Raw genomic sequence first — 24,940 nt, forward strand, 5'->3', positions numbered from 1 at the left:
CCAATTTATGATTTCTTGTTAACTCCCATTAACAAAACAGCTAAAAGTCCTAAAAGAACCGTACCGAAAATAATTAATGAAGAAATCGCTGCTAATGAAGTTGATAGGTTAAACTGCACATCAGAATATATAGTCATTGGCAAGGTATTAAAACCTGGGCCGGTCAGGAAAAGTGCAATAATTAACTCATCAAAGGACACTACTAAACTAAGAAAACCACTAGCTAATAGTGCAGGTCTTGCAAGTGGAACAGTCACTAAAAAAAACGTTTTAATAGGGGATGCTCCTAAAATAATAGATGCTTGTTCAATCGACTTATCCATACCAGCAAATCCAGCTATCATCGTACGAACCACATATGGAATGACAATGACCACATGGGCTAGCAATAATCTTGGGAAGTACATTTGGACCCCTAAATTACTAACTAAAATAAGTAGTCCAATGCCCAATAATAAGGTAGGAATAACTAAGGGTGAGAGAAAAAAACTCTGCAATACATCGTTAAATCTCGACTTATATCTAGAAATAGCATAAGCGATCATCGTTCCTACAGGAAGTGCAATCATCGTAGTAACAACAGCAAGCTTGATACTATTCCAAAATGGTTGCGTATACCGCCCCTTAGAAATTACTTCATGGTACCAATCAAACGTAAATCCTTGAGGTGGAAATACTAGGTATTCTGCTGTATTAAAGGAAGAAATAATAACTACAAGGAGAGGAGCTAAAATAAAGATATAAATGAATACATTTACGAAGTTCACAATTTTAAAATTCTTCATTTAAGTATTAGCTCCTTCATATTTACTTTGAAGTGCCTTTTTATAAAGACTTGTTACAATTAACATGGTGATTAGTAGAATTACACCCATTGCGGATGCAAATGGCCAGTTCAACAACTGAATCGTTTGATCCTCAATTTCAGTTGCCATTAATTTTACCTGCGAGCCACCAACAAGAGATGGAGTGATAAAGTAGCTTAATGTTATAGAAAAAACAAGCAACGTACCGGCTACTATTCCAGGCTTTGATATTGGGAGTGTAACGTACCACCAAACCTTAAATTTATTTGCTCCAAGATTTGATGCAGCTTTTTCTAAATTCAAGTCCATTCCATCAATTACTGCATATAAAACAAGTACCATATACGGTAACATAACATGTACAAGGGCTATAATTACCCCCGACACTGTATACATTAGTTCCATCGGTTGATGAATGATATTAAGCTTAATGAGAATCTCGTTTAAAATACCTTTTTTACTTAAGATAATAATCCAACCAAAATTTCTGATAACTGCACTTGTCAATAAAGGCAACGCAATCAACATAAGAAGTGGAATTCTATATTTAGGTTTCGTTCTAGCTATTCCATATGCCAAGAAATAGCCTAAAACTAAGCAAATAGCGCTAACAATTACACCAACATATACAGATCTCCATAGCATCTCCAAATAATAAGTATCTGTAAAGAATTTAATATATTGGTCTAAAACAAATGCTGGTTCTATCGCGCCTGAAGATGTCGTTTTATAGAAACTATAGATAAAAAGACGTCCAAGAGGGAAAACAAACGCTAGTAGAAGGATAACTATACCCGGTGCTAATAATATCCAATTGGCTGGAATGCGTTTTAGCATACCCTCGTCCCCCCCTTTATTGGTAATTAGAAATTTATTTAGTTTGAAATCAATTTATTCCATTGCTCTGTATAAGCAGATCGGTTGTTATTTACTTTTTCTAAGTCTAAATGAATTAAGTTGTTGAAAGATTCTTCTCCATTTGGCAAAATATCTGAAAGCTTCTCAGGTAACTCTGTATGGACATTTGTAGGTGAATACCCACCACCCTCAGCTGTTAATGCTTGTATTTCTGGTCTTAATAGGAAGTCAATGTATTGCTGAGCTAATTCAGGATTTTTGCTTCCTTGCACCACGTTTGCTGTCATGTAGATACCAATACCGCCCTCATCAGGTGTTGCAAAGTTAACTGGAACACCTTGTTCAGCAAATGTATAAGCATAACCAGAATCAAACGGCGCAATCATCACTTCCTCCTGTGCAAACAAGTTTCCTACTTCAGGACTTGCAGAAACAATAGCCGCTGTGTTTGGAATTAATTTCGTTATAATATCCAAACCAGGTTGAATATTATCTTCACTTCCACCCTCCATTAGAGATGCTGCAAGGAGGAAATAATATCCGTAAGTATTAGAAATATCAACCAAACCGACATTTCCACTGTACTCCTCTTTCCATAGATCCTTCCATGATGTAGGAGGTGCAGCTACTCTATTTTCATCATAAATTAATCCTAGCGACTCGTAGCCAAATGTTACGCTGTGCCCATCGGGATGCACAGCACCTTCATATAAATTATCCATATTTTTAATAATTGACTTATCCAATTCCATTAATAGTCCTTCATCTTTCGCAATTTGCTCTTGTCCCCCAGAGAAAAGAACTACATCTAGCGATGGATTATTTTTCTCCGCCCGCATTTTTGCAAGCGCATCTGCAGAGTATAAAGTAACCACTTCAACATCCGCATTGTATTCTTCCTCAAACTGCTTGATATACTCCTCTTGTGCTTCTTGAATAGCACCACCAAAAGATGTTACTACTAATTTTTGCGGGTCCTTTGATGAAGCATCACCTGTTGAATCACTTGAAGTGTCTGCCCCTGAACTACTTCCTTGACACCCTGAAAAGGAAAAAGCAAAAAGAACAATCAAGAAGACTAACCATTTTTTATTTAATTTCATCGGTACCTCTCCTCTTTTAAAATTCAGATTGAGTTATTATACTAGGCTGGTTCATACTAAACTCCCAATTTTTGGTGTATAGTGATCTTGCATTTTCAGATAAAATCATAGAGGCAACCTGATAAGCATAACTCTCATCGATTATTCCCTCACCAATTAGATCCTCTAATACCTTGGCAAGCACAGACTTTATTAATCTTGCACCAAGCCAACTAATTTCTGGAATTGTAAAACCATCTGAACCATATAACACTTTAGTAAAAGGAGCCATTTCCAAGATTTGACGTAGCTTAGGATAAATACCTATACTGCTAAAAGGAATCATAGATGACAAATCAAGATATAAATTGGGGTATTGATTAACTAAATAACCTGCTTCTTCCACAAATGGATAGGCCGTATGCACAAATATGATTTTCACATTTTGGTAATGTGGATCACTAAGGATTGTATGCATTAATAGAGGACTTGATTGTTTTACATCTATCATTGGGGCATCCCCTGCTCCTGAATGCATTTGAATCGGGATATCATATTCTAAGCAGAGTTCGAAGGCCAGCAGAACTAGATAATCACGAACTTGTTTCTCTGCCTTACGATTGGTTGGGTCAGCAATAAACTGTTGGTAGCTTTGTGAAGCTTGTTTTTTGGATGTTTTTTGGATATTCAACCCTGTATGGTAGGCAATAACTGTTTTAAATGCAATAGTTCCTTTCTTTTCTACCTCTTCTCTTAGTACAGCTAAGTATTTTGACTCTAATTCGTCAAATCCTATTTTTTCCTCAAAGAGCGGATGAAAAGTTGATTCTACCCGATGAATTCTCCTTACATTTACAGAATCAGCTGTTTCATGGAACCAATCTAGCTCCTGTTTTGATAGCCGCTCTCCCATCACTGGAAATCCATAATCCACTAGAAACGATTCAAAATTCACTTCTTTGAACATCTTATCTACATAGGCCTTAGGATTAGTTCGATATTTTTCATTTCTAATTTTAATAAGCTCATCATCTGTAATAGTAGAATCAAGATTATAGTGTTTGATTAGTTCATTTCTTGCCATTCGAAATAATAATGTATTCCTGGTATTCCTACTTTTTGGTGGGATAAGCGAAAGTGTAAAACAGTTATCAAATGTTTTGCTTTCTCTAGATTGCACAAATGGATGACAGTGATCATCAATAATTGGAAATTTACTTAAATCAATTCCCATAAAATCCCCTCCTATTTATTCATTTTTAATGTTTTTGATATTGTATACAATTTAAAACACAATGAATTTTCAAACAACCGTTTTGTCAAGAAATATAACACGGTTTTTGAAAATATAAAGAAATTGAAAATTCTGATTTTAGTGATTTATATTCTGCTATTTTTAGTAATATGCCTTCACTTAAGTTAAATTTATAACAAGTTTCTCTAGATTATAGTCCTATTTACATCATTTTTCTAAAAGAAAAAAACAACCCTACATCAGGTTGTCTAAGTTTTAGTATTTTTCAAGAAATCTTCTCTTGCACGTTTCCAATTTTGTTGAGTAGAACGTCTAGCAGCTTCACAGTCTTTCTTAACAATTGCTTGATAAATCATTCTATGTTCTTCAGTTGCTTCTGAAATATCTACAACAGTTGTAAATGATGTTTGGATTTGGTACGTTCTTTGAAATAGCTTCTCCCAATGTTGAATAAGAAGTTGATTTTTACACATGGTATGTAAAGTTCTATGGAATTCAATATCCTTCTCCTTCCACTTATGGAAATCCATCTGCTGTTTATACTTCTCCATATCTTCCAGTACTATCTTTAGCGCATTGACCTTATTCTCTTCTGGATTCTTAGCTGCAATAAAAGCAATCATTCCTTCAATAGCTTCCATCATTTCATAACAATCACTAATATCATTTGCAGTTAGAACTTTTACAAATGCCCCTTTTCGCGGATACAATGTTACAAATCCATCAACGGATAATAACCTAATTGCTTCCCGGACTGGTGTTCTACTCATATTTATTTTTTTGGCATATTCCTCTTCAACAATAGGTTGACCTTGTGCTAACCTGTTGTCTTTAATATCTTGAAGAATACTATCATAGGCAATTTGAGTCTGATTTATTTTAGCCATATAAGCAATCACCTTTACATTAAATGATATTTGTTACACTTCAAGTTATCTCTGTATATGAAGCCAATCTACTAATTAATAGATAAGTATTGCTAAAATGTTTTTTATATTCCATAATTCTATTTTTTAACTAGCAGAATGAAAATTGTAAGGCCAACGGCAGCAAACACTTCTTTAGTATATTTTACTCATCTATTCTTGTTTTCTTCTGCAAGTAGATTTACTCTATCTAATGGTTTATACTCCACTTGTTTAATACCTCGTAAATCCACTTGTTTAACAGTTCTTCTAAACTTATTACATAACGACTAAACTGAGGTTCTTTTCGATTTATTTAGAAGTTTAATATTTACATATTTCTTTTCCCCATGTTTTTCCCAATAAAGTGGTGGTTCTATAACAGTATTAATTGCTTCATCTGGTTCAAAGGTAATTAAATAAAATGCCCTCTTTAATTCCTTATTACCATTTTTCTTAATTTTTATAATGAAAATGCAAGCCCATTCCAGAGCCATGATCATCTGCATCAACTCCAAATTTTGAGTTGGGTTTTGGGAGTAGCTCTTAGGGCTTTCTACCATATGTAAGCATATTAAACAAAGTCAATCCCTCTTCTGGTCGTCTACTGTATAAATCCTCACCAATGTGATTTCCATGAAGTTCTAATATATTTTTTTACCGATATACTTACTAATTAAAGTCTTTTCTTTATTTACTAAATTTCTAACATTATTTTTTATGTTTTCACTCCGCAAATCATCATAGTTTCCAAATTCTTCCAGTAAAAAGTCCCCAAATATTCTTGTAAATTCACCATAAGAAACGAAGTATAAATTAAAATTTAAACGGTTCATAATGTTATTCTGACTTTGTATACTAATATCAAAGAGAAAAGATGACAAGGGGAAATTTTATGATTTCAATTTAATCATATATGTATTTCGATTTTGCCCTTCTACAGGTTCAAATAAAAGGCCAAGCTGTTCACTTTCATATTTCTTCTTAATGTCCTTTAACAGCTCCTTATATTTAGAATACTTTATTCTAACAAGCCTTTTCTATTTTATGTTAGATAACTGTCCATCATCTCTTTGTCTCACACCAAACAAATATATATCCTTTTTTGCTAAATCAATTTCGTAGCATGTAATAAAATCATCATATGAATCATAACCTTTTAATTTAACTCCCATTTTTTAAACCTCCAAATATTTCATATAATAAATTGTAATACCAATCTATTCTACTAGTCTAGAATAGATTATACCCAAGAGATAAATCTTTAAAATTGTAATCGTAGTCCGTAATGCCTTGAAAAATCTTGGTGTTTATTGAAACAATTAACTGTCCCAACAGATGCGTCCTTAACACCCATATCCCTCTTTCACGAAGAGTGCTCTGCGCTGTACGATAACAAAAAGGGAAGATTCCTTGCTTATCAGCAAAGAACCTTCCCCTTTTCTCTTTTTAAAACTCCTCATAAATAGCAGGATCTTGATTGTTCATTCGACCATCTGGTCGGGTTAATTTTGAAATACTACTCATATCAGCGTCATCTAAGTGAAAATCAAAAATTGAAATATTTTCGAGTTGTCTTACATGTGAAGCAGATTTTGGAATCGAGACGGCTCCAAGTTGGTAGTGCCAACGCAAGATAACTTGTGACACTGTCTTTTGATGACGGTTTGCAATTTGTTGGATCGTATTATTTTTAAAGAGCTCTCCTCCTCGAAATAATGGACTCCAGGATTCCGTCACAATCTCATTCTGTTCATGCCATTTTCGTTGTTCTTCTTGATTGAAAAATGGATGTAACTCGATTTGGTTCACGCTTGGCTTCACACCGGTTTCCTTTTCCAAACGTTCGATATGCTCAGGTAAGAAGTTACAAACACCAATTGAGCGAATAAGCCCCCATTTTTTTGCATCAATTAATGCCTGCCAAGCCTCAACATATTGTTCTTGTTTCGGATTCGGCCAATGGATCAGGTACAAATCATAGTAATCCAAGTTTGCACGATATAAGGATTCTTGTATGGTTTCAACAGCCTTATTATATGTATGATAACGCCCTGGTAATTTAGAGGTAATGATTAATTCCTCTCGTGGAACAGAGCTACGTCGCACCGCTTCCCCTACTGTTCCTTCGTTTTCATAGTTATAGGCTGAATCGAGCAGACGATAACCGTGGTTGATTGCGTTTTTGATTGAATTGACCCCTTCATTCCCTTTAAGGGCATATGTACCCAAACCAATCACCGGTATCATAAGACCATCATTTAAACTAATCTTCGGTATGACATTTTCCATCCTTCCCACTCCTTTCAATATCTTCTTATTTAATATGTTACTGCAATGACGAAAACTCTTCAATTTTTAATTAATTTATTGCTAGTTTTTGGTGCTCAATACTACTCGAAATTTTCTTGATATATAAAAACAGAAAAAGCTCACTAGCCTTTTGCTTCGCAACTCTCTCAGCTCTTTCCTTTTCTTTTGTGCGCATTATATAATTGCCTTTAACAATAAAACTCCAGTCTTTGTTCTTCTCATCCCAAGATACACCTCATACGCCGCTCTTGCTTCCTACTCTCGAACCCTGTCTATTTTGTTGGTTCTCATGGTGAAAAAATAGTAGCTCTTGAAGCAACGGAGGCAATGTAGGTTTTGAAATCAATTAATGAGATAGCAAATACAACTCACATCCGCATCTTAAGCCAATATGCTGCCTTCGACGAAGTTAAACCTTTAGCTCAATGAAAAGAAAAACAAACAACACCTCACTCCGTATTACTTAAGAAGTGAGGTGTTGTCTGTTTTAAATAGCATTATCTATTCTTATTCTTTGCGAGAAGCTTAATTTGCCGGAATAAGAGGAAAAATAAGATGACAGTAGAAGATAACATTAAAAAGATGCTTTTTAGTAAGATCCCTGAAACTGCAATGGCTAAGTATATAACTAGATACAGGATAAACCTTTTATCTATACGCATTTTTGAAGCACCCTATGTTTCCGCCTAAATTAAAACCGGCTACGAATGATAAACAAACGATACATTCTGTCCCTGCTGTCAGTGCGCAACCAACTCCACAAAAACCGGCAATTGTAGTGGCTAATCCAGCAGATATCCCTAAACAATCAGCTAGGTAACTTATATTAATTCCTAGTGTAGAAAACATTGGTGGATTGTTATTAACCTCTTCTACTGTTTTAAATGTAATCTCTGTATCCTCATATATTTGCTCTTCCCCGTCAATGTATTGAGCAATAGTAAAATTACCTTCTTCGTTTTCGGTTAGGTAGAATTCTGCCGTGTTTGAGAATTCCTTATTTGGCCCAAAAGAAGAGTGTGACATTGCTAAACTCGTGGCTGCTTTCTAAAGCAACCGGTACGGTCAAAATGTAGTTGAATGTGTTGTTGTTTTCATATTTTAATAGTTTGGCTTCAGATAGAACGAGTTTGTCACTACAAATGTGTAAATTGGCTTTTTCTTTACCGCTTGCTTTTTCTGCAATATCTCTCGTCAAAACTTTTGCCTTGTTGGTAAAATACTTTGTTAATGCGCTGTCTGTGATCTCGGTAGTTTTCCTTATTTCGCCTTCAATGTGTCGCAAAGAATTTGGGTTTTCGGTTATACTACTTGCGCTTGCTGGAACCGTAAATACAAATGTAACTACCAATAGTACTAAAATAGTAAACAACCTTTTCCCCACTCAACCACTCCTTCTTTCTAGTAATTTTCTACGCTTAAAAATACCATATTGTGGAATTGGAAACAATAGGTAAAAGGGATTGGCTTATCTTTGATTCTCTTGGATATCCTTCTAGCAAAACTAATATTCCCTTACTACGAACCGTACGGAAACTTAGTTGTTACACTGGAAAACGAAAGAATAATATGTTAAAAGTTAATTAAACTTTGTGGTACAAACGAACTAGAGAAAGTGGTAAAGAATAGGTTTTAAATAACTTGATTGAGGGAATTTGGGAGGAAGTATGTCAAAAAAAGAAGATTGTATTTACTAGCGATGGAACAGCTAGCTGGTCATGTAACACCGAATATTAGAGCTGGTGTCTTGCACACCCCGAAGACTGACAGATATGAAGAACACAGATTTTCAGCTTAATGAGTCTATTTTAGAGTTTATATCTACCCTGATATCACTAGATTCCCATCTCCTCTGTAAAACGCGAATTCCCTTACCTATGTTTAATTCAACGTAACCTATCACTACAAAACCTCCAACCTCTTCATCCTAGAAGTGCTTACAAATCTTGCTACCACTCGGTATACTGGCAATTGTATTAGGAGGAAAAAGTCCAATAATGGAATATAAGATCATGGAAACGCTTGAGAAACTAGTAAAAAAGCGTATGAGTATATAGACTATCTCCCAAAGTCTAATTGGGGCCAAATTCCGAACACTAGATGTTCGAACAAAATAAACAATGCAGGTGACAGGCACCATTATTTAAGAAACGCTACTCTATAGATGGATGAGGACGATGTTAGAATCCCTAATAAGTCAAATTGTTCCTCAAATATTTTTTAAACCAGTTAGCATAATCCAGATCAAAATGTTGGCTAGATAATTTTACATGTTCATCAACATAACGACCTTTTAAAATCAACGAGTATCACCTAGTTTTTTTTATATTTTAAGCTGTTCTTCAATTTCTTCCCCATTAACCCCAAGGTATCTAACCTTTTTCTCTTTTATAAACACACGATAGGTGATAATCCCTGCTTGAGCAATCTCTTGTAGGAAATCTAAGAAAGGAAGAGAAATGTTCGTGATTGCCTCAAGTGCCTTATTTCTATTAAAGTCGTCTGAAATCAATAAATTCACTTGAGAATCCGTTTTAAATTCTGAATATGCTCCTTTATATGTGGCTTGTCCCGTTGCAATTTCTATTTCATATTCATTTATCCCTCTTTGGGACAATTCATCCAAGAATTGGGGGAAATCTATTACACCATTACTTCTTCTAAGTATAATTTCTCGTAATTCACTCTCTGTTATCTTGTCCTTCATAAAAAGCACCTCCAATTATCGTTCTTTACTTCAGTCTACATCCTAATTTTAACCTCGGAGTAGTATTATGAAGAAACAAAAGTCCTTAATTGCTCATGTGCAAATCCTTTAGCTTTTTACGTAGGATTCGAAGATATATTATTCTAAAGTAAGAACGGAAACAAATAGAACAAATTACATCAATTCATTTTTTTCAGTTCAACTTTTCCAATCGTAAAGTAAAATGGCGAAGGGAAAGGCGGACGTTCGCCTTTTATTAATTTTGAAAAAGAAATAGTTAACCAGTTCCGTTTCTGGTGTATACCGGTAAAAAATAAATATAATGTGTCCTGATCATGTTCGGATTCACCATAGTAACCGTTAGGAAAGCCAATTCCATTCCTGTACCATTCCGCACCTTCATCACAATCCAAAATTAACTTAGGGGAACTAGACCAATTTTTGCGGTCTCCATTTGGTTTGGCACCTTCCAGTAACCACAGACCTTGTTTAGGAAATGGGTGCCTTCCATATAAATTTGTACTTCTACAGACAGCCATTTCATACCCGCCCCTATTAGATTTGAAGACTGTTGCATCGTAGTAATTTTCATCTTCATTAAATAATGTTTTAGGTTCAGACCAGTTATGTAAACCATCGTCGCTTTTAACATAGTTAACACAATATTGAGGGGTCCCCTTCTTTCCAGTTTCTATCTTCGTCGTTACATACCACATTCTCCACTTTCCCTCTATGTATCTTACTTTTGGTTCAAGAACATTGGGACTCTCTTTCGTTCCCACTAGAACTCGCGTTGGATGACGGTTCCAAACACCATTTCTTTTTTCTATTACTCCGATTGAATAAGGGGACTTATTATCAACCACTTTTCTTGATCCTCTTCCGGTATAATACACACGTTCAACTATATCTCCATTTGCACCTCTTCCGGACACATAGAATGGTGTATGGAAACCAAAGTAATCCCAGCTTCCTTTCTCTGAGTTCTCGACGATTGGATTTGCCTTGTTTGGATGCCCTGATTCAGTCGTAATTTTCCATTCATTAGAACTAAGTGTTTTCCCCTCAGGAAGGGTTGCTGTAAAAATATTATTTTTAAAATTCGTTTGAAATCCTCCAATAAACATCCACCATTGGTTTTTAATTTTGACAACATGAGGATCACCAAAACCTAATACGTTATGGATATCACCATATCCATCTACTTGATCAAACAACTTTATTGGCTCATTTAGTGAAAAGTTCATATGAAATCACCTTTTAAGTTCGATTATCTGTATCATTTCCACTATGTAACTATTTAAACTAGAACAATCTCTTGAGCCAAAACAGGTGACAGGCACCATCCAGAATCTGGATGGTGCCTGTCACCTGCTTTTATTTATCTGTTTGTTGTTGCTTCTTTTTCAAATACTCTGTACGTAATTTTTCAAGATGCTGCTTTTTATCAAATTTGGCAGGCGTCCGTTTTTCATGAAACTTTGTCACAGCCATCTGACCCTTGGTATCCAATTGATATTTTCCCACTTTGTTCACCTACTTTTCTTTCTTTACAGAGAATCTCTTCTTATTTTACTGAAGGAAACCATATACTTTATTAGTGTACTGCTAACTTTACATCTATGCAGTAAAAATAATAAAAACTTACCGAATGTCTGCACCATGTCCCTGTCCCCTCGTGCACTTTGTTCGTATCGATCTACGTACCCTTTATAAATCGGAACATATAATGAAAGAACCGTTTTAGTAAGGAGTATAGGTTATGAGTCTAGAAAGAGATAATTCTAATAAGAAGCGACCTAATATACTCATATTAATGGTCGATGAACAACGATTTCCGTCTATATACGAGACGGCACGATTAAAGAGATGGTGTAAAGAAAATCTTGTAGCACAAGAGCTATTAAAGAAAAATGGAATGGAGTTTGTTCATCATTATGCAGGCAGTACAGCTTGTTCTCCAAGTAGAACTACCTTATATACTGGGCAATATCCTTCTTTACACGGAGTAACACAAACTACAGGAGCGGCCAAAGGTTCTTTTGACCCTGATGTATTCTGGCTCGATCCAAACTCAGTACCGACGATGGGACATTATTTTCGAGCTGCAGGGTATGAAACGTACTGGAAAGGGAAATGGCATGCTTCCGATGAGGATATTTTAATTCCAGGCACACACAATGCTTATGCTAGTTATCATGCTAAAACAGGTGCACCGACGAAAGATGGGGTAGCTCTTTACGAGAAAGCGAATCGGCTCGATGACTACGGTTTTTCCGGTTGGATTGGGCCAGAACCTCATGGACCAAGCCCACGTAATTCTGCTTCGTCTGCACGATTCGGTCTTTCGGGACGAGATGAGGTATATGCTGCAGATACTGTGCAATTAATTCAATCTCTAGAGAAGAAAGCTTCTAATGGAAAGGACCAAACACCTTGGTTTATTATGTGTTCGTTAGTCAACCCACATGATATTGCATTGTATGGAGTGGTAACTGCTCGCCAACCTTCTTTTCATTTTCAAGTTGATCCTACTCTTCCATCCATTCCACCAGCACCAACTACTCAGGAATCTTTAGACACGAAGCCAGCAGCGCATACAAGTTATCGAGACACATACCCAAAAGCCTTACAACCGATTGTGAACAACCAATTTTATCGTCAGTTGTACTATAGCCTTCAAAAGAAGGTCGATCAGGAAATGCTAAAGGTTTTTAAAGCACTTCAACAGTCTTGTTTTTATGAAGATACGATCGTGTTATTTACCTCAGACCACGGTGAATTGTTAGGAGCGCATGGGGGTCTTTATCAAAAATGGTATAACATGTATGAAGAATCGATTCATGTCCCTTTAGTTATCCATAGCCCAAAACTATTTCCGAAAAGGACTACTACCGATACGCTAACTAGTCACGTAGACATCCTCCCAACTTTAATCGGTTTAGCTGGTCTAGATGTAGATAGTTTACAAAAAAAGCTTGCGAAATCACATACGGAAGTACGTCCTTTTGTAGGGAGAGATTTATCTTCGTTCGTGAAAGGAAAAGGAGAAGGACCAATAAGAGAAGAGCCGTTATATTTCATGACAGATGATAATTTTACCAAAGGTTTAAACCAAACAACCGTAACTGGGGAGCCATACGAATCAGTCGTTCAGCCGAATTCGATTGAAGCAGTCATTACGAAGTTAGAAACAGGGGAAAACAATCAAAAAGAAATTTGGAAATACGCTCGTTATTTTGACAACCCTCAGTTTTCGAATGATGGAAAGGACAATTCCACTCAAGACGAATACGAGCTGTATAACCTTACAAAAGATCCATTAGAAGAAAGAAATTTAGCAAATGAAGCCTTTGCCACAGAAGAAAGTAGAAAAATTCAACAAAGGTTGGAGAAATTGTTGGAGGAGCAGTCTAGGAAGAAAAGATTATATCCTAAAGGAACTGTTTAAATAACTGAATATTGGACCATTTTGTTCAGAGATGGTACTTCATTAGAGGGTACTTTCTTCATTTGGAAGATAGACCCTCCTCGTGATGATAAAAATTAAGCAGGAGCATTGGTTGTTTTCAAACTATTCAACTGCTCTTTCTAAACCTTCATCGCGCCTTTGTTGGATTCCTTCTATTGTTGGTGGAATTAATAAGTCAGGTATCATCCCGACTCGTAGTGTTTCGGTGCCACCTGGATAATGAATACCGAGGACTCAATGTTCCTTTGTAGAAGCACTGCCTTCGTGAATCGTTCGATCAAGTGCTCTCTTGGTTAGGGTTTCAAGCCCTATTTCTTCATAGTACCCCGGATGTTGGCGCGGGCTTGCTACTGTAGGATCAGTAGATTCATCTGTATTTTTTCTTGATATTGGTCCTGTTTCATTCGTCATGATCTTCCCTCCTTTCTGTTTAGTATGGTTAAATTGCAGGTGACAGGCACCATCCAGATTTTTCCTAGTTCCTGCGTAGCCAGTAGATATATCCGTATATCCGATCGCCTGTTGGTTATTCATTTAGGTTAAAAAGCCTAATCCTCCATTATCGAAGAATTAGGCTTTTGGTCACTGAATATTCTCCTTGTACTACGTAGCAATTACTTTCTTAAGTTTTAGTCATCTAACATATAAGCACCCTATACTTGAATAAACTAAAGGTCTTATTAAATGGTAATTACAATAAAGCCTAGGTTTTCACTTCACAATTAAGTAGTTTTAATCCTTACTTCTAATTGAATCTCCACATTGCCTTGAATGGCACGGCTAATCATACACGATTTCTCAGCTTTTTCTGCAAGCTTTTGTGCCATTTGTTTGTCTTGAACGGAAGCATTTGGTTTCAATACGATTTCTGGTCGATGGATAATTTTTTTATATGTAAATACGCCATTTGTCACATCAACAATGGCTTCTGATTCCATCGTTAATTCATCTTTCTCTAACTTACTACGTTCCATCATCGCAGCTAGTGTAATAATGTAACAGGTCGCTGCTGCCCCAAGGAGCATTTCGTCAGGATTTGTACCAATCCCAGGACCGTCCATTTCTTTTGGGATCGATATTTTTGTCTTTAAATGTTCAGCTTCGATTGTCCCTACATCATTACGTAGCCCTGGCCAATGTGCCTTTAAATGAAAATGATGTTCTGCCAATTTGTTCACTCCTCATTCATTTTTATGTTAATAAATAACAAAGTAAAAGGTGATAAAATAGATTCACTATTACTAGTATATGACCTTCTATTTTTTACAACAAATGCGCCCCATTGTGGATGATGGTTATTAAAGTAACGCCCCCATACTACAATAAGCCTAAAAAAGGATATCAAAAGTAACGATGTTATTTTTTCATGTTCTCATAGAAGACAATTTTATTTCCGAATGGATCTCCAATTCTAACCTCTCTAGTATTCCAGTCTGTCGTTTCAAGCCCGGGACGCGCATACTTGTATTGCTTTTCTAGAAGCTTTGAATGAAGCACCTTCACATTGTCTACTTCAATTCTAATCGATGCTCCCGGCGTCGAATCACCAAAATGCTCAGAAAGATGAAGGATGCAATTGCTCTGAGAAATTTGCATATATAGGGGGAAGTCCTCTTCAAACCGATGCTCCCAATCTAACTTAAATTCCAAAAATGTTAAATAAAATTCTTTGGCTTTCTCTTCATCAAAAATACGTAATATTGGTATGGGGCTTTTCATCTTTATTTTAGATGTGCTCATTATCACATCCCCCTTTCTATTCATTTTTGAACTATATTAAACATCTTTACCATTATTTTAGCATTCTTCTAAAAGAAACCTGCTTCGATTGCTTAAGTACATTCTTTCACAAAGTCACCTTAAAATGAAGAGCTATGCTGCATAGTAGATCCTACTACGCAGGAAGGAATGACAATACGTATTCCACCTTACTGGTTCATTCATGCTATGAACATTCTATCAAATGACTCGTTTCTAGTAACTGAATCCTGTGACAAGGAACCTTTGTCTCCACATTCACCTAACCCAGAAAAACTAATCATGACAGGTTCTAATATTTATGGGATAATTTCTAAAACATTATGAGAAAATGCTCACATTTGGAGGGATGGTTTTGTCTATTAAAAGAAGGAAGTTCACTGTTTAAGTATGTATCAATTTCAGAGGCCATAATATAAACTCCAATCAAAACGATATAAATTCATGGAAAATGGTTAATCAAGATAATTTAAGTTTTTGCCCATACAAGGTTCCTTGACCTTAGGACTTTGTAATACCGTAAAACCAAATTTGCTATAAAATTGAATAAGTCTTTCTATATAGTTCCTTCTTTCATTCCCGCTCGATGCTTTAGTACTTGGTGCAGGTTTAAGTGCAAAATAATTTACATCTAGATAATTCCAATAATGTAGAAAGTCATTCATTGCATGACTCCCCCACCCCTGATTGCGGTATTCTTCGTGTATTTGGATAAAATCTAAAACAAGAATCTTCCCTGCAATTTCTTCATCATCCTTATAGTCGGAAAGAACAACAAGGACTTCATGAAGGTCTCCCGATACAGCATCAGCACTATCTACAACGTCAAACCATTCAGAAAACAAATAAGAATTAAATAAATAAAACCGCGCATAACCAATGCTAAACTCTTCGTTTGTCTCCATATTATGAAGTCTCAAGTCTGCATCAAAGTTAATGATGTTCAACTCCTCATTAAAAGAAGAACAGTAGTTTATTTCTAAGAATAAACTGTCCAAACAAATTCCCCCTTCTATCTCAGTGCCAAACCGGTGACGCAAAACCAGGTGACAGGCACCATCCAGAAACTGGATGGTGCCTGTCACCGATTTCTGACTATCATTTTCAATAACCCCCCTACAAGAACCCCAGGAATGACACATAACATTGGAAACCAAACGGTTCCTAAACATATTCCAAATATCCTTACCTTTGCTGAATACATTATTCCAACCGTAACAAAATACGCACATATCACAAACGGTAGATAGGAATAAGGGTCTTTGCCCCCGCCTGCATCCCTATAGGCATCCCACATTGAAAAGAAGTAAACACAAGGATAAAACATGAGCCATTGATATTCAGTATGATCAATGGCTTTGCTTATCTCTCCATTAAAACTAAAGAAAATGATCTTATTAAAATGGGATTGAACATTAATAATAATTTCCAATAGAACAAAGAATATTCCCTTTAGATACTTGCCGTTAAGTATTTGACCGAAGCCAGGAAAAGCAATGCTCCACAACAAATTTTCTTTTGGTTTCACATTTGTTTCACCTTCTTTTTTTATTTTTTGTTTACCTTCTATAGGTGAAAATTCTCATCCCCATTCAGTTAGGTTTTAGCGTTCAATCATTGTTCATTCCCTTTACACTTCTCAATCCTAATCTATATTTCTTTCCTTCATTAACTCATTTCTATCAGCTGCATGAGGAGGTCTTTCCAACCATTCATACTTAATTTGGAGATTTAACCCGTCCTCTGCATAAAGTCCAATCTCTCCTTGGAATCGAACGTATTCAGCGGCAATATCTCTTCTTGGACTTGCAGAAAGGGCCGTTCCATAGTTTCCCATACCCGCAGCAGTCATCATCGAAATTTGGTAGAGCATTAATTTATCAGAAAAAGGAGATTCCGTTGTATCCTGAACTTCTGCATCCCAGGTTACAGGGACAGGGAGATCATTTTCATGTAGGTATTTACTAAACACTTCAATCTTTTTCTTTGAAATCTCAATTCCCCTTTTGAAGTATTCTCGAAGTTCCTTTAATTCCGCAACCTGAGCGAAACCCGTTATTACGGATGTACCCATATGGTTTGTTTGTATATTCGAGAAGAGGTGAGTAATCTCTGCAGCACTTAGAGGTCTTTGTTTCCCCAACCATCCCGCTAAAAAGCGTTGTTTTTCAACCATATCTACTTCTTGAAGGTAAGGAATATAAGGAGAACGCACTTCTAGCCCTTTAGAAAGGAGTACGTTTGTGGTTTCATTAAATAATTCCATTGAAGAAGAAATGCAAGACATGAAGTGTTCTCGAATGTCATTACGAAAGGTATGGGGCAAAATAGCAGAGTAGGTTACTAAAGCTCCTTTTGTCATGTGTTTTGTAAAAAATAAAAAGAACTCATCGGAAAAAAGCCTCGGTGCCTCCACATTAACATCGTCATCCGTAAAGCCAAGAGGAATCGCATGCCCTTCTTCTTTGAAAATTTTTGTAACACCTTGTACATGCTGTTGAGATAAATCTAAAGCATGTTCTAAGACTTTCTTCGTTTCTGCATCTTCTACTTTCGCTAAATAATACTTATAGATACAAACAAACATGGAGTCAGCTATATAATTTGCCCACAAACCACCTACTTCGGACGAAGTTAAACGAATATGATGAGTCTCCATACTATTACCTCCAGTTTTAAGAACTGTTGGTATTATCCCCATTAAATGGGATTTGATGAATTTCTATGATTGTTTCTATAGGATCCAATGCTTGGCCTCGTTACCATTTACTTCAGTCTATAGCTCCTCTACCCCAACTATAAAAAGGGAGTCCCCCAAGATTTTGTGGACCAAAGAAAAAAGGGCTAATCCTCCCTGGATTAGCACCCGCATACAAATAAATGCTACTTTTTTATTTCACCTTCGCTAGTCCGAGCGCTAAATGATCCCAAAGGATCTTTTCAACCTTTTCACCCTCATCTTCTTTGCAATCAATGATCAAGATTACTTCTGATTTTTTCCCTTTTATTTTTTTGCTTTTTTTATTTTTTATTTTTACTAGTATCATGTCAATGATGAAACCAAGGATAAACCCTCCCCCAGCTCCAATTAGCCCCCAATAAATCGGTCCCCATTCAAGTAAAAAGCCTCTACTTGCACCAATCACAGAGAAAATAACCGCCAAAAACATGCCTTTGTTAATAAGAGAAATTCCATCAGACTGATGGAGAGTATCAAAGAGCTTTGGATTTTCAGTGCGGTTATCCAATGGTACTGCAAAAATATCTTTTACTTCTTCTTGCTCCAACTTTCTGATCGCTAATTCAAGGTAATGGGAATGGTCAAAAGTAGCAAAAATCTGCATATTGATTTAGACCTTTACACCTTTCTTTATTTTAAATTTTTTTGATTGATACTGTTTTTTTAAGTAGTTTTTTTGTTCTGCCTCAAATAATTTATTATTTTCCACTGCATTTATATAGGAATCATAGATGGTAAAGAAATAAAACGATGGGATATAAAGAAGCCATTGTTTATTTAACACTTTAGTTGATTGATCAATTTCTCCAATTAATAAATAGTGAAAGCCTTCTAGGAAGTGAGAGTAATGCACAAAGATCACCGTAATAATAAGAGTAAAAAAAGCACCAATAACTCTATGCGTATACAATTGGCCTACACTCGGGATTGTCATGGCCCAAAAAGCAGCTACGATTGGGCTTCTTTTATCCAGATAATTTATTTCTAAAGGTTTAATGGTAAGGTGTTTTACTTGAGGAGATTCGCTTTCATTCAGTAAATACATTTTATTTAAGTCAACGGTTGTTCGGTAACTATCCCATATGGCAAACAAATAAATTGGGATGTACAGGTGCATATAGCGAATATCTAACACTTCTTTAGCTGCATCAATTTCTCCCATAAATGAATAAACCATTGCTGAGTTTAGATGTATACGTTGATTGATAAATAATTCCCATAACACTAAGGCAAATCCACGTAGGTATTTGGATAGAAGCAGATGACCATAACCGGGGAAAGTAACCGACCACATTGCAATTAAGTACGGATTCCTAAGGTGTATTTGTGTAGTCCCAAAAATACTTAGATGAGCTAACTGACCAAGATACCGTCCTTGGTTCGTACGATTCATATTCCACCTCTAGATTCTAACATCTCTTTTGGTAGTTTCTTCTAAAGGGGAGATTTAATACACCCAAAAGGTGACAGGCACCATCCAGATTCTGGATGGTGCCTGTCACCTACTTTGCTTTGTTTACGCGGTATGTCTCCCTCTCAATGTCCATATCTGATACAACATATTAACCGACGCGATGATGGTGAGAATCGTTAAGATGACCCATCCTGTCATTAAGTAGGGTTGCAGTGCGGTTTGTACGGGTTCACTTGTTAAATAAGCTCTATTTTGGATACAAAGGTACACGACTAATGAAATCGAAAGGATCGCGCCGATTATTCCTTGAGCTAATTTACTATGAGTCTTCCCTCTTTCAGCGTTATATTGATTGGCCCAACCGTCTTTTTTATTCACGGATAGCTTTCCTAACCAAACTTGTGAAAAGGTGATTAAATTGGCCCATAAATATAATTCAGGACTGATTAATAATGCTGCCAGGACTACATCAATCGTTCGATGCATAGGTGTCTTCAATGCAAGGATGGTGTTTAAAATCGATGCTAACACGACTGGTGTAATCCAGATCCATGACCAATAAAATTGGTTGGTCGCTAAGGAGATGGAAAGCAATAAAATGAATAGAATACGAGTGAAGAGGTCTAAAGATGTTTTTAGTTCAGACCGCCAAATTTTTCCTTTGTGTCTTGATTTCGCACCGATGTCATGATTGGTTAGCAATTCGACTGTTCCCGATTTCCATTTATTCCGTTGTTGCCGAAACGTATGATACGATCTCATGGCGTCAACAAAACAGCGGGCACCTGGACTAATTAACGTTTTCCATTTTGATTTTTGCAATTGCCAAGTTAATAACATATCTTCTACATCACTATCATTTTGCCAAGGACCATCGAGCTTATTTTCATCAACGATGTCCTGTAACGCCTCTGGCCTAAACAAGGTTGCCTGGCCTCCCAGTACATAAGTACTCCCGCCATGATATTGCAGGTTTAATAACCAACTTGCCATATCCTGTTTTTGCTGATGCGTCCACCACCTGGAAATAGGGCCGCCATATTCCCCACTATTGATTTTTTCCTCATAGTGAACATCGTCTTTTGATAACAAGCTTTTCTTCTTTGGCATTCTCATTGTATACTTGGCCATCACCCCACCAATATTACGAGCGCTGCTTAGTCCTTCCCATAATTGCATTAAAGCTCCTGGCGCTAAGCGGCTATCCGCATCCATCCCTAAGATGGCTTTAACAGATTTCTGGTATAGGTGCTGATAAGTAGACATTTTTCGGTCATATAAGTCCAGAATATCTCCATAGATATATTTCCATCCATGGTTCAGTGCCCCAACCTTCCGTAGTTTATTATTTTCGGTTGTTAACACTTTTACATTTAAGTTGAATTCTTTCCCTGCCTCAATGGCCTTTTCTTCGGTTCGATCTGTACAATTGTCCGCAACCACAATGATATCCAAATCAAGACCTTTTGGTAATGACTGATCTCCTAGCCCAGCCAAGCAGTCACGAATGGACATTTCTTCATTATGTGCAGGGATTATCGCAACCATTCTCGGTTTCATGTACGTATGTTTAATTCCTGCAACATTTAGGATATTGTCCCTTTGCTGTTCTTCAAATAAATTAGCTATTCGGTTCGTACTTTCAGGTACCAATTCTGAAACCTCTTTAGAATAAGGAGTCATTAACTTATCCATTCTCCTACCCCCATGTTTTATATAAAAATATCTTAGGTACAATGTGTGAGAAACGTATCGTCATAATAAATGTTGAACTTTTCCTATACTGCTTTTGATTTGCGAGCCAGTGATGAAACAAAAGCACTGTCTATCGGTAAATTGTCTCTGTTTATCACTTTCTCAATGTATCTCAAGATGTCACTTTTGAGCGCCTCATCTTTTAACGCAAATTCAAGTGTAGTAAGAATAAATCCTAGTTTTTCTCCAACATCGAAACGTTTGCCTTCGAAGTCATACGCAAAGACCCGTTGGATTTGATTTAGTTGTTGGATGGCATCCGTGAGTTGAATTTCTCCTCCTGCACCCGTTTCTTGTTTTTCTAAAAACATAAAGATCTCAGGTGTAAAAATATAACGGCCCATTATAGCAAGATTGGATGGTGCCATTCCTCTATCAGGTTTTTCAATAAAATTGGCTACCTGATATTGTCTTCCATCCTGAGTGAGGGGATCAATGATTCCATATCGATTGGTCTCCTCTTCAGGTACAGGTTGTACACCGATTATGGACGATAATGTTTGATCATATTGATTGATTAATTGTTTTAAGCAAGGAGTTTCACTTTCGACAATGTCATCGCCTAAAAGAACAGCAAAAGGTTCATTGCCAATGAATTTCCTTGCACACCAAACCGCATGGCCCAGCCCCTTTGGTTCTTTTTGCCGAATATAATAAATCTCCACTTTAGAGGAGGCTTGAACTTTCTCTAACAATTCAAATTTACTTTTCTCTTTTAAATTCATTTCTAGCTCCACGGCATGATCAAAATGGTCTTCGATCGCTCGCTTCCCTTTACCCGTTACGATAATGATATCCTCAATCCCTGAAGCCACTTCTTCTTCAACAATATATTGGATGGTTGGCTTATCGACAATCGGCAGCATTTCCTTTGGCATGGATTTTGTAGCCGGTAAAAACCTAGTTCCAAGTCCTGCAGCTGGAATAATCGCTTTTCGTACCTTTTTCATGTTTTCATCCTACTCTCACTATCTTTTAAACTCTTCATAACCCTATAGCTTCTATAATTATTTATTGTTTCATTTAAAAATCGACCGTCCATTCTCCCGTAAAAATTCCCCCTTACTCCAAGAGGTATGTTATTCACCCGAATAATGATAAGTTCCCAGTACTTTATACCCCCACAAAATTTAGTTTATAGGGAAAATTCAAACTTCAATACTGACTAAAGTTAATATTGAGCCTAATAAATTTTGTGAATGTGAAAGGTTCATAGTAAAATAGTAGTAGATAAATATCCTTTAATTAGCAAGGGGGGACTTTCGGATGGAACAAATGCTTAATCTGTCTAAATTGATGATGCCAAGACTTTCACCTAAATATATAGAACGTAAGCACTTGGAGGATCTTTTTACAGCCAACTCCTATAAAAAAATCACGATACTCCGCACACCTGCAGGTTATGGCAAAACCACTTTACTCAGTGCCTATCTTAGAAAAATCAATCTACCCGTTGCTTGGATTACACTAGATGAAAAAGATAACGACCTGATTCTCTTTTGGACGTATTTCGTTACGGCCATAAGCAATAGCTACCAGTTGCTTCCATCATCTATGAACCTCTCCTTATCCCAGCTCTCCAATCAAAGCATCTTAAAAATCGGACTCTTTCAACTCATTGAAGAATTAACACTCTATCATCAACCGGTAAAGATTGTCTTGGATGATTACCATTTCATTCAAGATGAACGCATTCATGATTTTCTCATCCAGTTCATTGAGTACTTACCAGAAAATGTGCATATTTATCTTACCTCTCGAACCGCTGTCCCGTTCCCGCTTGCGAGATGGTGTGTTAGACAATGGGTGCAAGAGCTGGATTTAACACATTTGAAATTCAATCGACAAGATACAACGACTCTTTTATTACAAAGAACAAATAAACCGCTCAATGATTCCCACATCCAAAGCATTTTTGACAAAACAGAAGGCTGGGTTTCGGGTTTACTATTAACAACGCTTGCCTCTGAGAACGAGCCCATGCTTCTCGATAAATCACAGTCTTACACTACCGACTTTCTATGGCAGGAAATTATTAATAAACAACCATTCGCTATTCAGGATTTTTTACTCAAAACCTCTCTTTTACAAGAGCTAGATCCTGAAATCTGTGACGAGCTAACTGGACGAACAGATAGTGCACTCCTGCTTGAAAAACTCGAGCGTGATGGCTTATTTATTTTAAAACTACAATCCACCTCACTAGCCTATAGATACCACCATCTTTTTTCCAATGCACTGCAAGACGAGCTCGCAAAACGCTTTGATGCGGATGTCATTGCAGGAATCGTAAAAAAGGCAGCCTTTACTTATTTTGTGAAGGGTGAATTGTTTACTGGTATTGAACTTGCGATGAGGTACAAATTATACGAGGTGGCAACAAAATGGATAGATGAACATCTCTTCACGATTCTTTCATCTAGGCAAACAGGTATGTTCCTTCGTTGGTTACAACGATTACGTGAAGAAAATATTCCATTAAGTTATGAGATCCTTCTTGCTGGATTTGAGAATGCCATTTCAAGCTTACAATTTGAACTGGCTCAGGAACTGATGGATGAGTTAGAGGCGTTGCATCTTGAGAAACAATGGATGGATAACCCACAATATGCCGACTTAGCTAACCTGTTTATTCGAACGAAGGCCTATTTTTTAGTTGGGCAAGGAGACAAATTGCCTGAAGTTTTAGCTTTGCTGCAAACCCAACTTTTTAAAAACTCAATCTCTTTAAATAAGAAATGGCCTGATATTTCTTATAATAACTATGAAACAAATCTACTTCGAATGGGATTAGCTTCAAAAGGAAAATTAGTCTCTAAAAAGGAAGCTTTGGAAGTCATTCAGTTGTTCCGACATACTGAACTGAATATGCTAGCTGTTTCACCCTATATTTTTGCGGTAGGTACAGCTATGTTTTATGAATTGAATGAAATAACAGAGGCAGAGAAGGAAGTAGCGATTGTGTTGGAAATAGGGCATCAAAAAGAGAAACCCGATCTTTATGTACCTATGTATCTATTAAAAGCAAAGATGTACATCATGCAGGAGCAACCGCTTTCTGCTCTAGCGATGCTTCAACAGGTAGAAGAGAAAGTTTCTGAAAAACATTGGAAAAACGCACTTGAAATTATGCAAGCCCGTTGTCATTTACTAAAAGGAGAAATGGAGCGTGCGCAATTTTTACTGGATCGTACAAAATCATCCCAGCCGTTTTGGCGGCTTACGTATGCGCGATATCTTTTACAAAGTGGGCTCAATGAGGAAGCGTTGCATACTATTATTCAAGTGAAAACAGAGGCGCAACAAGAGGAACAACTTGCGACAATCATCGAAGCATCTGTATTAGAAGTGATCTGCCATTCCGAAATGAACAATCATTCGTATGCAGAGAAATCCTTGCATGCCGCATTTCAACTGGCAGCACAGTATGGCTATATTCGAACATTCCTGGATGAGAAGAAAATCATCCCGATTATACAACGCTATTTAAAGGATCCAACCTATGTAGAAACTCAGGACCCAGAATTACAAACCTATCTCGCCGTACTCAAGCAGCATTTGCCTATCGTACATGTAGACAAACAAGAAAAGATCGCCTTAACCCCTCGTGAAAAAGATATATTCAAGCTCATTATTGCAGGGGCTAAAAATCGCGAAATTGCCAGTAAACTCAACCTATCAGAAGGCACAGTACGTGTCTATATCACAGCACTATACAGTAAGATTGGCGTTACCTCCCGCGTCCAAGCCATTTTGTATGGACAATTAAACCCTTCTATTTTCAGGTAGGTGACTCAGGTAGGTGACCACTAGCCTTGCATGGGTTTAAAAATTTCCCATAATTTCAAAAAAAATGTATTTACACACAAGAAAAA

At 36.7% G+C, this 24,940-nt stretch carries 25 protein-coding genes; 2 read left to right on the forward strand and 23 right to left on the reverse strand.

Going from position 1 to position 24,940, the window contains the following annotated elements:
- Positions 1 to 5 precede the first annotated feature (5 nt).
- From H0185_RS18665 to H0185_RS18720, 13 genes are all read right to left on the reverse strand, one after another.
- Positions 6 to 785 (reverse strand): ABC transporter permease, encoded by a 780-nt coding sequence (locus H0185_RS18665; protein WP_221875003.1) that lies wholly within the window; start codon positions 783 to 785, stop codon positions 6 to 8.
- Positions 786 to 1,643 carry an ABC transporter permease gene (locus H0185_RS18670; protein WP_221875004.1) on the reverse strand — a complete coding sequence of 286 codons (858 nt, stop codon included), beginning with the start codon at positions 1,641 to 1,643 and terminating at the stop codon, positions 786 to 788.
- 38 nt (positions 1,644 to 1,681) lie between these two features.
- The gene (locus tag H0185_RS18675) at positions 1,682 to 2,767 is read right to left on the reverse strand and encodes an ABC transporter substrate-binding protein (protein ID WP_221875005.1); all 1,086 of its coding nucleotides are present in this window, start codon (positions 2,765 to 2,767) and stop codon (positions 1,682 to 1,684) included.
- Positions 2,768 to 2,783: 16 nt separating this feature from the next.
- Positions 2,784 to 3,980, reverse strand: a complete 1,197-nt coding sequence (locus tag H0185_RS18680; protein ID WP_221875006.1) for an amidohydrolase family protein — start codon at positions 3,978 to 3,980, stop codon at positions 2,784 to 2,786.
- 269 nt (positions 3,981 to 4,249) lie between these two features.
- Positions 4,250 to 4,888 (reverse strand): GntR family transcriptional regulator, encoded by a 639-nt coding sequence (locus tag H0185_RS18685; RefSeq protein WP_221875007.1) that lies wholly within the window; start codon positions 4,886 to 4,888, stop codon positions 4,250 to 4,252.
- A 308-nt stretch (positions 4,889 to 5,196) separates the two neighbouring features.
- Complete coding sequence (locus H0185_RS18690; protein ID WP_221875008.1) at positions 5,197 to 5,409, reverse strand: hypothetical protein; 213 nt, start codon at positions 5,407 to 5,409, stop codon at positions 5,197 to 5,199.
- A gap of 537 nt (positions 5,410 to 5,946) precedes the next feature.
- Positions 5,947 to 6,081 carry a hypothetical protein gene (locus tag H0185_RS24355; RefSeq protein ID WP_281427645.1) on the reverse strand — a complete coding sequence of 45 codons (135 nt, stop codon included), beginning with the start codon at positions 6,079 to 6,081 and terminating at the stop codon, positions 5,947 to 5,949.
- A 274-nt stretch (positions 6,082 to 6,355) separates the two neighbouring features.
- Positions 6,356 to 7,198 (reverse strand): aldo/keto reductase, encoded by an 843-nt coding sequence (locus H0185_RS18695; RefSeq protein ID WP_221875009.1) that lies wholly within the window; start codon positions 7,196 to 7,198, stop codon positions 6,356 to 6,358.
- 669 nt (positions 7,199 to 7,867) lie between these two features.
- The gene (locus H0185_RS18700; RefSeq protein WP_221875010.1) at positions 7,868 to 8,245 is read right to left on the reverse strand and encodes a hypothetical protein; all 378 of its coding nucleotides are present in this window, start codon (positions 8,243 to 8,245) and stop codon (positions 7,868 to 7,870) included.
- Entirely contained in the window at positions 8,217 to 8,603 is a 387-nt protein-coding gene (locus H0185_RS18705) for a hypothetical protein (RefSeq protein ID WP_221875011.1), read from the reverse strand. Before H0185_RS18705 ends, H0185_RS18700 begins: the two co-directional genes overlap by 29 nt.
- Positions 8,604 to 9,542: 939 nt before the next feature.
- Positions 9,543 to 9,926 (reverse strand): DUF1398 family protein, encoded by a 384-nt coding sequence (locus tag H0185_RS18710; RefSeq protein ID WP_221875012.1) that lies wholly within the window; start codon positions 9,924 to 9,926, stop codon positions 9,543 to 9,545.
- Between the two features lie 179 nt (positions 9,927 to 10,105).
- Positions 10,106 to 11,173, reverse strand: coding sequence for a glycoside hydrolase family protein (locus H0185_RS18715; protein WP_221875013.1), 1,068 nt, complete (start codon positions 11,171 to 11,173; stop codon positions 10,106 to 10,108).
- A gap of 130 nt (positions 11,174 to 11,303) precedes the next feature.
- On the reverse strand, positions 11,304 to 11,453 hold the full coding sequence (locus H0185_RS18720) for a hypothetical protein (protein ID WP_221875014.1): 150 nt from the start codon (positions 11,451 to 11,453) through the stop codon (positions 11,304 to 11,306).
- A 235-nt stretch (positions 11,454 to 11,688) separates the two neighbouring features.
- On the opposite strand from H0185_RS18720, the gene H0185_RS18725 reads away from it, so the two are divergent.
- Entirely contained in the window at positions 11,689 to 13,377 is a 1,689-nt protein-coding gene (locus H0185_RS18725) for a sulfatase family protein (RefSeq protein WP_221875015.1), read from the forward strand.
- Positions 13,378 to 13,632: 255 nt separating this feature from the next.
- Here the strand turns inward: H0185_RS18725 and H0185_RS18730 are convergent, their stop codons facing one another.
- From H0185_RS18730 to galU, 10 genes are all read right to left on the reverse strand, one after another.
- Positions 13,633 to 13,809, reverse strand: coding sequence for a hypothetical protein (locus H0185_RS18730; RefSeq protein WP_221875016.1), 177 nt, complete (start codon positions 13,807 to 13,809; stop codon positions 13,633 to 13,635).
- A gap of 311 nt (positions 13,810 to 14,120) precedes the next feature.
- Positions 14,121 to 14,567 (reverse strand): OsmC family protein, encoded by a 447-nt coding sequence (locus H0185_RS18735; protein ID WP_221875017.1) that lies wholly within the window; start codon positions 14,565 to 14,567, stop codon positions 14,121 to 14,123.
- Between the two features lie 187 nt (positions 14,568 to 14,754).
- A complete protein-coding gene (locus H0185_RS18740; protein WP_221875018.1) occupies positions 14,755 to 15,138 on the reverse strand; it encodes a glyoxalase superfamily protein in 384 nt (127 codons plus the stop codon).
- Positions 15,139 to 15,611: 473 nt separating this feature from the next.
- Complete coding sequence (locus tag H0185_RS18745) at positions 15,612 to 16,154, reverse strand: GNAT family N-acetyltransferase (protein WP_221875019.1); 543 nt, start codon at positions 16,152 to 16,154, stop codon at positions 15,612 to 15,614.
- Positions 16,155 to 16,237: 83 nt separating this feature from the next.
- Positions 16,238 to 16,684 carry a hypothetical protein gene (locus H0185_RS18750; RefSeq protein WP_221875020.1) on the reverse strand — a complete coding sequence of 149 codons (447 nt, stop codon included), beginning with the start codon at positions 16,682 to 16,684 and terminating at the stop codon, positions 16,238 to 16,240.
- Between the two features lie 117 nt (positions 16,685 to 16,801).
- On the reverse strand, positions 16,802 to 17,815 hold the full coding sequence (locus H0185_RS18755) for a DUF3231 family protein (protein ID WP_221875021.1): 1,014 nt from the start codon (positions 17,813 to 17,815) through the stop codon (positions 16,802 to 16,804).
- A gap of 232 nt (positions 17,816 to 18,047) precedes the next feature.
- On the reverse strand, positions 18,048 to 18,500 hold the full coding sequence (locus H0185_RS18760; RefSeq protein ID WP_221875022.1) for a hypothetical protein: 453 nt from the start codon (positions 18,498 to 18,500) through the stop codon (positions 18,048 to 18,050).
- Between the two features lie 6 nt (positions 18,501 to 18,506).
- Positions 18,507 to 19,289 carry a hypothetical protein gene (locus H0185_RS18765; RefSeq protein ID WP_221875023.1) on the reverse strand — a complete coding sequence of 261 codons (783 nt, stop codon included), beginning with the start codon at positions 19,287 to 19,289 and terminating at the stop codon, positions 18,507 to 18,509.
- A 123-nt stretch (positions 19,290 to 19,412) separates the two neighbouring features.
- A complete protein-coding gene (locus H0185_RS18770) occupies positions 19,413 to 20,870 on the reverse strand; it encodes a glycosyltransferase family 2 protein (protein WP_221875030.1) in 1,458 nt (485 codons plus the stop codon).
- 218 nt (positions 20,871 to 21,088) lie between these two features.
- The gene (gene galU, locus H0185_RS18775; protein ID WP_221875024.1) at positions 21,089 to 22,015 is read right to left on the reverse strand and encodes a UTP--glucose-1-phosphate uridylyltransferase GalU; all 927 of its coding nucleotides are present in this window, start codon (positions 22,013 to 22,015) and stop codon (positions 21,089 to 21,091) included.
- A 316-nt stretch (positions 22,016 to 22,331) separates the two neighbouring features.
- Between galU and H0185_RS18780 the strand changes: the two genes are divergently transcribed.
- Positions 22,332 to 24,854: a winged helix-turn-helix domain-containing protein gene (locus H0185_RS18780; protein ID WP_221875025.1), complete on the forward strand. Its 2,523-nt coding sequence runs from the start codon at positions 22,332 to 22,334 to the stop codon at positions 24,852 to 24,854.
- Positions 24,855 to 24,940: the final 86 nt, after the last annotated feature.

Origin of the sequence: Mesobacillus maritimus (assembly GCF_019749255.1) — a bacterium.
Taxonomy (GTDB): domain Bacteria; phylum Bacillota; class Bacilli; order Bacillales; family Cytobacillaceae; genus Mesobacillus_B; species Mesobacillus_B maritimus_A.